This window comes from Paenibacillus sp. FSL R7-0128 (genome assembly GCF_038002245.1).
GTDB lineage: Bacteria > Bacillota > Bacilli > Paenibacillales > Paenibacillaceae > Paenibacillus_AQ > Paenibacillus_AQ silagei.
The window spans coordinates 4,943,064-4,954,672 of sequence record NZ_JBBOCD010000001.1 but is presented as its reverse complement, the minus strand read 5'-3'; the positions used below and the strand labels follow the sequence as shown (position 1 = coordinate 4,954,672).

The window sequence follows — 11,609 nt, the reverse complement described above, 5'->3', positions numbered from 1 at the left end:
AGGGGTTGTTGTGTAAATGGCTGAGCACTTGAATAGAATTCTGGTGGTGGATGACGAAGAACGTATCCGCCGCCTGCTCAAAATGTATCTTGAAAAAGAAGGCTACGAGATTGATGAGGCGGAGGACGGGGAAATCGCCCTGCGCAAAGCAACCGCCAATGACTACGGTCTGATTCTGCTGGATGTGATGCTGCCGGGTATTGACGGGATTGAAGTGCTGACCCGGCTAAGAGGGGTGAAGTCCACACCGGTCCTGATGCTTACCGCTAAGGGTGAGGAGATTAACCGGGTGCAGGGCTTTGAGATGGGGGCAGACGATTATGTCGTCAAGCCGTTCAGTCCGCGCGAGGTGATCTACCGGGTCAAGGCGATCATGCGCCGTTCTTCCGCAACGGCATTTTTGTCCAAAGAGAGTAATTCAAGCAACAATATCGTGTTCCCGTTCCTGATTATTGAGCATGATGCACACCGCGTAAGCGCAGGGGGCCAAGAGGTAAGTCTGACGCCCAAGGAATACGAGCTGCTGCATTATCTGGCCATCTCACCGGACAAGGTGTTCTCACGTGAGGAGCTGCTGAAGGATGTATGGAATTATGAGTTCTTCGGAGATCTGCGCACCGTGGATACCCATGTCAAGCGTCTGCGTGAAAAACTGAATAAGGTATCCCCGGAATCGGCAGCGATGATTACAACGGTATGGGGAGTAGGCTATAAGCTAGAGGTGCCTAAATAAGTGAACTTCTGGAGAAGCCTTGTCGGTAAGCTGTGGATCACGATCATCTTTCTGGTTGCTGTCGTGCTCATTACACTCGGGCTGTTCCTGCTGCCTTACATCGACAGTAATTTCACCAATTCCGGTGCAATCAAGCGCTTGTTCATGTATACATGCATGATAGGGTTCTCTCTGACCACCTTCTTTGCACTGTTCCTGTTCACGAAGATCACCCAGCCGATGCAGCAGGTTATTGAGGCAGCGAATGACATCCGCCGCGGCGAGTATGGAACAAGACTGACCCTGGTCACAAGCGATGAGATCGGCCAGCTCGCCACATCGTTTAACCACATGGCGGAAGAGCTGGAAGAGAATATACGCAGTCTGAATAATGAAAAAGGGCATTTATCCAGTGTTCTGCGCAGCATGAGCGATGCGGTAATCACTTTCGATATCGAAGGCCGGATCATCCTCACCAATCCGCATGGCCAGACCCTCCTCGAAACCTGGAGTGATCTTGCCTGGGAGGAAGAAGAGGATAACGGCTTACTTCCGAAGGCCGCCGCTTCCAGTGAGGTGCCGCCGCCGCTTCGCCCGCTGTTCTTCAGCACCCTTGAGGGCGGGGGCGATCAACGCTCCAATGTCCATGTCCGGCAGGGGGTATGGTCGGTGCACATGGCACCGCTCTATTCCGAAGATCATCTGCGCGGAGCTGTTGCCGTTCTGCGGGATGTGACCGAAGAGGTACGTCTGGAGAAGATGCGGCGTGATTTCGTGGCCAATGTATCCCATGAGATCCGCACCCCGCTATCCATGATGCAGGGCTACAGTGAAGCACTACTAGACGGAATGGCTTCCTCTCCGGAGGAGAGCAGTGAGCTGGTTCAGGTCATTCATGATGAATCCTTGCGTATGGGCCGTCTGGTGAAGGATCTGCTGGACCTGGCACGCATGGAAGCAGGACATACGGATATGCTGAAGGCCAGGGTGGATGTGGGAGAATTGCTGGAGCGGGTATACCGCAAGTTCTCCGTCAGAGCCAAGGAGCGGGATATCATGCTGGAGCTTAAGAAGCCTGAACAGGAACTGCTGCTGGGGGCAGCCGATGAAGACAAGCTGGAGCAGGTGCTGACCAATCTGCTGGATAATGCCTTCCGGCACACTCCGGCGGACCGGAGAATCTCTATTCTGGCAGGCACAGTAGTACTGGAGGGCAGGAGTCTGGTGGAGATCGCGATCAGAGACCAGGGGGCCGGCATTAACCCCGAGGATCTGCCGTTTATCTTCGAACGCTTCTACAAAGCGGATAAAGCCCGCCTGCGCGGGGAGACGGGCGGTACCGGGCTTGGTCTTGCTATTGTGAAGAATATCGTCGAATCGCATCACGGCAGCATTTATGCCTCCAGCAAGCTGGGAGAAGGCACCACATTTACCCTGCGGCTTCCTGTCGAAAAACAGTAAACCAAGACCATGCATGACAGCGCCTCTGAGAGCAGAGGTGCTTTTTGTTGAAATCACCACATTAATATTGTTCATCGTGAAACATATATTCAAGCTAAGGCTTGCAGGAGGCTGGGCATTATGATCTTATCCTTGGACCAAGGTACTACCAGCTCACGGGCAATTCTCTTTGATACAGAGGCGGAAGTGATTTCGCAGGGGCAATATGAGATCAAGCAATCCTTTCCCCGCCCAGGCTGGGTGGAGCATGACCCGGAGCAGATCTGGGAGAGCCAGCTTGCCGCAGCCAGAGATGCCATTGCAGCAAGCTCTGTACCGGCTAATCACATCACGGCAATCGGGATTACCAACCAGCGGGAGACTGCACTTATCTGGGATAAAATTACAGGCGAACCGATCTATCCGGCAATTGTCTGGCAGGACCGGCGGACAGCAGACCAATGTGAGGAGCTGAAATCGCAGGGGATGGCCGGAGTCATTGCGGACAAGACGGGGCTTGTCATCGACGCGTATTTCTCGGCGACCAAGCTGGCATGGATTCTGGATCATGTACCGGGAGCAAGAGAGCGTACGGGCAAGGGAGAGCTCCTGGCGGGAACGATAGACACCTGGCTGATCTGGAAGCTGACCGGGGGTGCGGTACACGCTACAGACGTTACTAATGCTTCAAGAACGATGATGTATAACCTGCATGAGCGCCAGTGGGATGAAGAGCTGATAGACACGCTGCGTATTCCGCCGTCCATTCTGCCGGAGGTGAGGATGTCGGGCGGAGATTTCGGTGTCTGTGACCAGCAGTGGTTCGGTCTGGAGATTCCTATCCGGTCGGTGCTGGGGGATCAGCAGGCAGCGCTGTTTGGTCATACCTGCCTGGAGGCAGGCAGTGCTAAGAACACCTATGGGACAGGCTGCTTCATTCTCATGAATACAGGCACTGAAGCTGTGGCATCCAGTCATGGCCTATTGACTACGGTAGCCTGGGGCATGGGGGATGAGCTCTATTATGCACTGGAAGGCAGTGTCTTCGTGGCTGGAGCGGCTGTGCAGTGGCTGCAGGAGGGGCTGGGGCTAATTGTCGCGCCCGCCGACTCGGAAGAGAAGGCCAGCGAGGTGGACGAGAGTGAGGGGGTTGTGGTAGTGCCAGCCTTTACCGGCCTGGGTGCGCCTTACTGGGATATGTATGCGCGGGGCGCCATATTCGGCTTGACGCGTGGCACCACCTCCGCACATCTGGTACGGGCGACGCTGGAATCACTGGCCTTCCAGTCCCGCGATGTCATCGACGCAATGCAGAAGGATGCCGGCATGCCGCTCACCGGCCTGAGGGTAGACGGCGGTGCGGTGCGCAACAATCTGCTGATGCAGTTCCAGGCCGATATTCTGGGCAGCGAAGTGACACGTACAACCTACGCGGAGACTACAGCACTTGGCGCTGCGCTGCTAGCCGGACTTACCTCCGGGGTATGGACCCGTGAGCAGCTAGAGAGCTTCAATACGGCCGAGAAGGTCTTCTCGCCGCAGATGGAGCCGGAGGAGCGGGAACGCAGATACGGTGCCTGGCAGGATGCTGTGTCGCGCACGATGGGCTGGGAGAAGCATGAGGGCAAGCACGAAGGCAGACTTTAGAGCGGAGTAGAGGCATTAAGAACAGAAACGGCCCGCAGGCAGAAACTCTGCTGCGGGCCGTTTTTTACTCTGGAACAGAATGAACAGTAAGATTAGTACTCCATTACAAATGCGACATTCTGCCATCCGGCGCCCACGGTCCAGAACAGGACCTTGTCTCCGCGTTCAAGCTGCCCGGTAGTGACGGCTCTGTGAAGGGCAATGAACGGGCTGCTGGTCGAGGTATAGCCGAACTCATCGCCTATGTAGACTGCGGCCTCAGGGTTAATACCGGTTTTGCCGGAGACGGCCTGGATGTTCGGAAGAGACAGCTGTGAGAAGCAGGCAGCCTTGACCGATTCAGGGGCAATCCCGTTGTTGCTCAGCAGAGTGTTGATTGATTCGGAAGCGGCATCCACACAGATGGAATCATCGAATGGAATGAACTTCACATTGAACTCTCCTGCGGCAACACCGGTGCGTCCGAGCTTAGCCAGGCCTTCTGCCGGGAACAGAGAGTTGCCGTACACACAGGTGTCTGTCTGGTAGATAGAGTCAATGAAGCCGACCGAATGCTCATCGCGCTCCAGAATAACAGCGGCAGCGGCATCACCGAAGTTCGCGTAATATACCGGATCATTCTTGTCCGCATGCGGTGCCACGTAATCGGAGCCGATGACCAGGGCGCGGCGGATTCTCGGGTTCGCCATCATCTGGCGGCTGACCTGCTCAACCGAGGCGGTCATTCCGGCACAGTTGGCATTGCTGTCAATACAGATGGTATGCGAAGCTCCGTTAATCAGGCGGTGAATCATCAATGAGTTCGTAGGAAATATATATTCAGGGGTTTGGCTTGCATAAGCGATCAGGTCAATGTCAGGGCCGGTAAGACCGGTCTTCTCCAGAACATTACTTGCGGCTTCAAAAGCCATTGTCAGGGAATTCTCATCCGGGCTGTCGATGCTGTAGCGGTTTTCACGGCCCAGAGTAGCCAGCAGTCCACGGATATCAATACCTTTGTCATCAAAATGCTGAATGAAAAAGTCATTGCCGATTCTTTTGTCTGGATGGTAGATATCAATGTCCTTAATGCGAATCCCCGCCATAGTACAGACCTCCTAAAGTTTTGTTAGCTATACTTCTCACGAATCTGCTTCTTACAAAACTCTCTTCCAGCATTAGCAGCCGGTTTAATGAATGAACCTGTGCGTTTCAAGCGGCTGATTTAGGTTTAAATTGTATTTATTAAGCTTGTACGGTTGAAGTGATCTCCAGATTCTCAAGTCCTGCTTTGCGGCCCAGGCGTGCCAGCTGCATTTTGAGGATCGGGTTATTTTCCAGGGTAAGACTCACTTTCTGGAAGCCATCAGCCTTGAACATGATGAAGCAGCCTTCAAGCAGCGGTACAACATCAGGAGCGGTTACATTCAGCTTGCGGCAGTCGATCTCTAGTGCATATTCAGCAGGGCTGATCGGGTTAATAGTCTGCTGGTAAGCCTGTATAGATTTGAGCCCGTCCTCGTTAGAGAAGGTTCCCTCCAGCTCAATATTGATTACTTTCTTCGCAGTATCTGTCTTCAAAATAAATTGTCCCATGTTGATCTCTCCCTAAGTGTAATTTCCAATACCTCCAAAACGTTATTCCTGCGACTATATTCGACAAAACCGCAATTCGATTTGGGATATTTTGCCTTCATTATAACCAGATCATACTGAAACGTGCAATCAAAAGTCGAAATTTGTAGATTTATGAAGATTTTTCTTTGATTTCCTCCAGAGTATCCAGCAGCACATTAAAGGCCGAAATCACCCGGGGGGCACCGACGCAAGGGGTCAGATGCAGCAGCACGCCCTTGATCTGCTCGACGGTCATGCCAACGCGGAGCGCCATTACATAATGAACCCCCAGCTGTTCATATTGTCCCATCGTAATCAGCGACGAGATCACCGCGATCTCCTTCCAGTCAGAGCCAATCGTGGTCCGCTGAAAAATATCGCCATAGGCATTGCCCATGATATATTCGGCTAATTCCGGAAAATGCTCTTTGATCGGAGCCAGGGCCTTGGCCCCATAATCTCCTGAGAGATCAGTGAAATGATCGAGTCCGCTGTTCATGTTCTTGTTCACGATATGTCCTCCTGATAGTAGGTTAGAAAAGGTGTGCGGATACGGCTTCCTTACGTAAGATCCAGCGTGCGGTGGGCCGTAGGAGGCATTTCATCACGGTCAGTCAGCAGCTCAATTACAGCTGCCTTGTTAAGTGCCACAGTTTCTTGGATTGCGGCAGCGAACTCCTCCTGCGTCTCGCAGCGGAAGCCGGCTGCACCCAGCGATTCGGCGAATTTCACGGCATCCATCGGAACCTCGAAGATCGTACCGTCAATCCGGCCAGTCGTTTTCTCCATACCCTTAAGCGCCATATCCAGCTGCTTATTGTTCACCACAATGAAAATCACCGGAATGTCCTTGCAAACGGCTGTGTTTATTTCAGTTCCGAGCATCATAAAACAGCCGTCACCGGTAATGCAGAAGACAGTCTCTCCGGGAGAAGCCGTCTTGGCGCCGATCGCCATGCCAATTGAATTGCCCATGCAAGCAAAGTAGGCATCGAATATGAAGCTGCCGGGCCTGCGGACATTGAACCATTTCACAGCATTGAACCCGTGGCTGCCGTCATCTACAAACACGCTGCTGTTGTAAGGAATCAAGTCGCTCATCGTGCTCATTACCGAAGCCAGAGAGAGCCCCGCCAGCACGGGCAACTCGTCATTGTAAGCATTGGAGATTGTGATTTCATGCTTGGTGACCGTAGAGGGGTCCAGCTTCTGAAGATACAGTGCCAGGTTGTCCCTTAAGTCCCCGCCGACAGCGATGGTGGATGAGGACAGTATTTTGCCGACAAAGGTTGGATCTACATCGAACTGGATCAGCTGCGGCGGATGATTCTCCGGCTTCAGGTTGCAGATGGTCATGTCGCTCAGGCGGGAGCCCAGAACAATGAACAGGTCGCTGTTGTTCAGCAATTCATCGCCGTGCGAGGAGCCGCCAACGCCGACAGGACCGTGGTAGAGCGGGTGATCATGAGCTATTGCACCTTTGCCGCCTGGAGAGGTGACTACAGGAATGTTGAAGGTTTCGGCCAGCTGAACCAGTTCCTGATGGGCACCTGAGCGGTTGACGCCTTTACCGGCAATGATCAGCGGCCTAGCGGATTGATTAATCGCCGAGATGACCCGGTCATAGTTCTGATAACTGACTAGTCCCTCGCGTTCCGGCAGAACAATCCGGCATTCCGCGAGCCGCTCTGTCTGCACATCAAACGGAATGCAGAGATGGACCGGACCTTTTTGGTCACCGAGGGCGATGGATAGGGCATGGTTGAAAATCGTGCTGAAGTGATCGCCGCGTTCAACGAGCTTGCTGAAGAGGGTGGCCGGCCGGAACATATCCGCCAAATCAGCCAGGTAGGAAGTGGAATCCTGACATTGGGGAATGCCCAGCTCCTTGATGGACTGATGTCCGGTGATGAAGAGGACGGGAAGATTATTGGCCTTGGCATGCGCTGCTGCGGTGAGTAGATTCGTTCCGCCCGGACCGGAGGTGCCGAAGGCTACCCCGAGACTGCCGGTCTTCAGAGCATAACCGCCGGCGGCGAAGCCGGAGCTGGATTCGTGCCGGCCGGGGATGAACTCTATACCGTAGTCAACCATTTTCAAAGCGATGGGGCAAATAGACTTACCTATGATTCCAAAAGAATGAGTGACTCCCAGATTGTGTAATGCTTCCGCCATATAATCTGCAACTGTCTTCAGAACATCCACCCCGCAAGTTGTTATTTGTATACGTCAGCAATAGAAAACCTGTACTCACCATTGGAGCACAGGTCTGTTGCACGAATCACCATAATCAAACGCGAAACCTAAGGCGTTCACAGTTTTTCAGCAACCTGGCTGTCATGATCCCACTTCAGAAATGAGACTGTAGATCCATGGCTTTGCGTCATTCCCTTTCGGTGAATTTTGCCGGTATGCGGTTATAAATGAATTTGTGGAGAATTTTCCTTTACAATATATTCCTTGCTCCGCTTTTGTCAATAACCCCTGTGAGAAGAAACTCGGAATTTGACGAATATTCAGGAGTGGAAATGGCTAAATATTTGGATTTTCAAACTTTTGAAAATGGTTGTCCCTGGAAGACTAAAGTCTTAAAATGCAAATGGCCGTTTAGGTTGATTAATGTGGGAAGTGAGCACAAAGCCTCATTACATTCCTGATTTACTGCAAAACATTAAGAATTCACTAGATATACAGCATTACAAATTTCGGTGATAGGACTTAAGTAATAGTGATGTAAGATGTTAGCTTATAGACAAGCTATGACAATAGAACGACTATAGTAAAGAAGTGCAAAGCACGGTTTTTACCGTTATGCACAATTTCAACAATTTGTGAATATTACATAACAATCTTTGTTTTGCCCAAAAAAAGAGACACCTCCCGCAGAAAATTCCGCAGGCGTGTCTCTTTGTGCTGAGGTTAAAATTTGAAAATATGAATCGTTTTTTGCAGGTTGAAGACCGCGGAGGTCATCTTCTCTGTCTCCTCAGCTACGGATTGAAGAGCATGAATCTGTTCGTTCATCGCTGCGGATACCTCTTCCGTCCCTGCGGCGGTCTCCTGGGTGATGGCTGAGATATTCTCGATCGCCCCGGAGATCTTGAGCGCGCTCTCCAGCATAAGGTCACTCTCTGCAGAGAAGGAGGCAATCTGCTCGGTTATGTATTGGACACTATGCACAATTTGAGCAAAAATGTTGGCTGTCTCCGTAATCATCTCATTCTGCACCTGGACTACCTCTTCATTGATGGCGATGTTATCGATAGCCTGCTTGATATCCGCTTCGATGCTGCGTACCAGACCGAACACCTCTTTGGTTGAAGCGGTGGATTCCTCGGCCAGCTTGCGGACCTCCTGGGCAACAACGGCGAACCCGCGGCCATGCTCGCCTGCACGGGCGGCTTCAATAGAAGCATTGAGCGACAGCAGATTGGTCTGTTCAGCAATTTCGGTAATTGTCTTGGTAATCATCGTAATGCCACGTGCGTTATGCGATAGGGCTTCGATAGTATCCGCCACCTTCTGGGTAGCCTGGATGTTCTTGCGCATGCCTTCGGCTTGGGTATCCACCGATTGCCGTCCCTGTTCTACCAATTCCAGCGTATGTACAGACCTTTTATTCATTTCCTTGGTGGAATTCGTATAATTGGAGACTTTGATTTCGATATCCTTGATCGATTCGGTCATATCAGCGATATCCACCGAGATTTCGTTAGCACCGAGGGCCAGTTCATTGGAGGAGGAGGCCACCTGCGCCATGACAAACTTCAGGTTCTGATTCTTGTCTTCAATCCCGCGGCTGGCGTCCATAACCTGACGGGTAATCTGTGAGGCATCGGTGAGGATTTTTTTGAGCTTGTCAATCATGGTGTTGAAGGAGCGGCTGATGTCGCCCATGGAGCCATTCTCATCGGCACGGCTGGTGAAGTCGCCTTTGGCAATCGTGTGCGTCACATTGGAGATATCCTCAAATGAAGATGTAAGCGTTCTCTCAATGAAGCGCGCAAGCGGGTAAGTCAGCGCTGCCAGGACGGCGACAAGAATAATGCCGATGAGCAGCCTGTCCATGAGGATTAGCGTGATTAAGACAGGGACAGCGAATAAAGCGGCAACCAGGTAACATCCGGTGACAATTTTTTGTTTCAACGGCAGCTTGTTCATCCAGTCCATAATGTAAAGTCCCCCTATAAATAATAATGTGTATTGTAATATTATAGGGGATACTAGTGCATTTGGTCTATTATTAAAAATCGTATAATGCTGCCGCTTCACGCAGAGCCGCAGCAACCGTATCCGCAAGCTTAGGCGGTGCCGTCACCTTGATGCCCTGACCCAGGGACAGGATGATCCGGCACGCAGACTCCGGCGTGTTGAACTCGGCCTCGGCCCTGATCCAGCCCGGGGCCTCAGCAGGCTGCTGGTGCAACAGGGCGACGTATCGCTCCTTCTGCAGCTCCTTCATCGTTTGCTCTCTTACAAGAAGGCTGGAGGGGTACCTGGGCAAGGCAGACTTGAATGCGGCGGTGGAGGTCTCCCAGTACTCAGACAGGTGGAAATCCTCCGGCTGCTCAAAAGACTCATCTGTGACTTTGGCCTCAGTAATTCTGGAGACCCTGTAGGTCCGCAGCTCGCTGTCATGCCCTGCGACCAAGTACCAGACGCCGCGCTTGACTACCAGCCCCAGCGGTGCAACCAGCCGCTCGGCGGCGTCCTCGCCGCGCAGATAGGTGATGCTCACCTTGCGGTTCTCCCATAAGGCTCCCTGCAAAGCGGATAGGCAGGGATAGGTCTCCCCGGAGGGATGCCACCCGGCTCCGTCGATGTGAATCCGCTGGCTGAGGAAGCTGAAGGGGGTGACTGGCTGCCGGTTAGCGACGGCCTGCAGCTTGCGGGCGGCCGAGGAGAACTCCTCCTGAATGCCCAGAGCGTGCAGAATCGCCGGATCAGCGGGCACCAGCAGCGCGGCAATCTCCTTGGTGTTCATTCCGGTCAGGGAATTCCGGTAGCCTTCAGCCAGCTTCCAGCCGCCTTCCCGGCCGCGCTCCGCCAGCACGGGGATGCCGGAGAAGCTTAGTGCCTCCATATCCCGGAAGATTGTACGTTCGGATACCTCCAGCGTTTGCGCCAGCTCTTTGGAGCTGATTTTCCCGCGGCTCTGTAAGAGTTGAACGATAGTGATCAGGCGATCCGCTCTCATTCTGCAACCTCCCTTGAATGTATTATTTATATATGTCAATGGTTGTCATGTATAAGGTATATATTAGACAAGAATACGGATTAGCGCAAATGATCATCTAATCCGGGCATGATAGATGAAAGGGAGCGGATCAAATGACAAATCTGCAAGGGAAAGTGGCATTGGTAACAGGCGGGAGCAGGGGAGCGGGCAGAGGCATTGCACTGGAGCTGGCGAAGGCTGGTGCCTATGTATACATTACGGGCAGGAATGCCGGTATGCCGCAGGAGGGACAGGCAAGAACGCTTGAAGGGGTGCTGGCTGAGATCCGCCGCTCAGGCGGGGACGGAGCTGTGATCCGCTGTGATCATACCAATGACAGCGAGACAGAGGCTGTAATCCGGCAGATTAGCGCAGAGCAGGGCAGATTGGATATTCTTATTAACAATGTCTGGGGAGGCAACAATTTGCCGATTTGGAATAATCCTTTTTGGGAGCTGCCTACGGAGCATTGGGACAATATGTTCACTTCAGGTGTAAGGGCACAGCTGATGACCAATTATTATGCAATTCCGCTGATGCGCAGCGAAGGTGCGGGGAAAGGGAAATTAATCGTCCATACGACCTTCTGGGACGAGTATAAGTACACCGGTAACTTCTATTACGATCTGTCCAAAAATGCGCTGGTGCGTATGGCCTACGGGCTATCCCTTGAACTGGCTGTAGATGGCATCGCGGTCATACCACTCTCTCCGGGCTGGATGCGGACCGAAGTGGTTCTGGATGATTTCCATACCGACGAAGAGCACTGGCAGGAGGTGACGGAGCTGCAGACTACCGAATCGACAGCATATGTCGGCCGCGCGGTTGCAGCGCTTGCTGCTGATCCTGAAGTGATATCCATGACTGGTACTCCCCAGAAGGTAGGGGACCTGGCACGGAAATATGGCTTTACTGACACCGATGGCCGGCAGGTGCCGCCATTCGTGATTTCCGGCTAAAAATATAAAACACTCTGGAGAGTGGGCGGCTGATGCC

10 protein-coding genes and 1 riboswitch are annotated in these 11,609 nt (G+C 52.6%); of the genes, 4 read left to right on the top strand and 6 right to left on the bottom strand.

Annotated elements, in window-relative coordinates:
* Positions 1–16: 16 nt before the first annotated feature.
* From NST26_RS20955 to glpK, 3 genes are all read left to right on the top strand, one after another.
* Positions 17–733, top strand: a complete 717-nt coding sequence (locus NST26_RS20955; protein WP_036727360.1) for a response regulator transcription factor — start codon at positions 17–19, stop codon at positions 731–733.
* The gene (locus NST26_RS20950) at positions 734–2,173 is read left to right on the top strand and encodes a HAMP domain-containing sensor histidine kinase (protein ID WP_340979741.1); all 1,440 of its coding nucleotides are present in this window, start codon (positions 734–736) and stop codon (positions 2,171–2,173) included.
* 120 nt (positions 2,174–2,293) lie between these two features.
* Positions 2,294–3,799, top strand: a complete 1,506-nt coding sequence (glpK, locus tag NST26_RS20945) for a glycerol kinase GlpK (RefSeq protein ID WP_340979740.1) — start codon at positions 2,294–2,296, stop codon at positions 3,797–3,799.
* A gap of 92 nt (positions 3,800–3,891) precedes the next feature.
* On the opposite strand, the gene NST26_RS20940 is transcribed toward glpK, so the two are convergent.
* From NST26_RS20940 to NST26_RS20915, 6 genes are all read right to left on the bottom strand, one after another.
* Positions 3,892–4,884 (bottom strand): 3-oxoacyl-[acyl-carrier-protein] synthase III C-terminal domain-containing protein, encoded by a 993-nt coding sequence (locus tag NST26_RS20940; protein ID WP_036727354.1) that lies wholly within the window; start codon positions 4,882–4,884, stop codon positions 3,892–3,894.
* A gap of 139 nt (positions 4,885–5,023) precedes the next feature.
* Positions 5,024–5,374, bottom strand: a complete 351-nt coding sequence (locus NST26_RS20935; protein ID WP_036727352.1) for a hypothetical protein — start codon at positions 5,372–5,374, stop codon at positions 5,024–5,026.
* 151 nt (positions 5,375–5,525) lie between these two features.
* Positions 5,526–5,906, bottom strand: a complete 381-nt coding sequence (locus NST26_RS20930; RefSeq protein ID WP_051478169.1) for a carboxymuconolactone decarboxylase family protein — start codon at positions 5,904–5,906, stop codon at positions 5,526–5,528.
* A 50-nt stretch (positions 5,907–5,956) separates the two neighbouring features.
* Positions 5,957–7,570, bottom strand: a complete 1,614-nt coding sequence (locus NST26_RS20925; protein ID WP_445323332.1) for a thiamine pyrophosphate-binding protein — start codon at positions 7,568–7,570, stop codon at positions 5,957–5,959.
* A 146-nt stretch (positions 7,571–7,716) separates the two neighbouring features.
* Positions 7,717–7,813, bottom strand: a riboswitch (cyclic di-GMP riboswitch).
* A 501-nt stretch (positions 7,814–8,314) separates the two neighbouring features.
* Entirely contained in the window at positions 8,315–9,565 is a 1,251-nt protein-coding gene (locus NST26_RS20920) for a methyl-accepting chemotaxis protein (RefSeq protein ID WP_036727350.1), read from the bottom strand.
* Between the two features lie 73 nt (positions 9,566–9,638).
* Positions 9,639–10,592, bottom strand: a complete 954-nt coding sequence (locus tag NST26_RS20915) for a helix-turn-helix transcriptional regulator (protein WP_340979738.1) — start codon at positions 10,590–10,592, stop codon at positions 9,639–9,641.
* 134 nt (positions 10,593–10,726) lie between these two features.
* Here NST26_RS20915 and NST26_RS20910 point away from each other — a divergent pair, with 134 nt between their 5' ends.
* Entirely contained in the window at positions 10,727–11,572 is an 846-nt protein-coding gene (locus NST26_RS20910; RefSeq protein ID WP_340979737.1) for an SDR family NAD(P)-dependent oxidoreductase, read from the top strand.
* Positions 11,573–11,609: the final 37 nt, after the last annotated feature.

Excerpts from the sequence above, each read along its gene's own strand:
- NST26_RS20915 (WP_340979738.1), bottom strand. The coding sequence starts at position 10,592 with ATGAGAGCGGATCGCCTGATCACTATCGTTCAACTCTTACAGAGCCGC.
- glpK (WP_340979740.1), top strand. The coding sequence starts at position 2,294 with ATGATCTTATCCTTGGACCAAGGTACTACCAGCTCACGGGCAATTCTC.
- NST26_RS20935 (WP_036727352.1), bottom strand. The coding sequence starts at position 5,374 with ATGGGACAATTTATTTTGAAGACAGATACTGCGAAGAAAGTAATCAAT.
- NST26_RS20940 (WP_036727354.1), bottom strand. The coding sequence starts at position 4,884 with ATGGCGGGGATTCGCATTAAGGACATTGATATCTACCATCCAGACAAA.
- NST26_RS20955 (WP_036727360.1), top strand. The coding sequence starts at position 17 with ATGGCTGAGCACTTGAATAGAATTCTGGTGGTGGATGACGAAGAACGT.
- NST26_RS20920 (WP_036727350.1), bottom strand. The coding sequence starts at position 9,565 with ATGGACTGGATGAACAAGCTGCCGTTGAAACAAAAAATTGTCACCGGA.
- NST26_RS20910 (WP_340979737.1), top strand. The coding sequence starts at position 10,727 with ATGACAAATCTGCAAGGGAAAGTGGCATTGGTAACAGGCGGGAGCAGG.
- NST26_RS20925 (WP_445323332.1), bottom strand. The coding sequence starts at position 7,570 with ATGGCGGAAGCATTACACAATCTGGGAGTCACTCATTCTTTTGGAATC.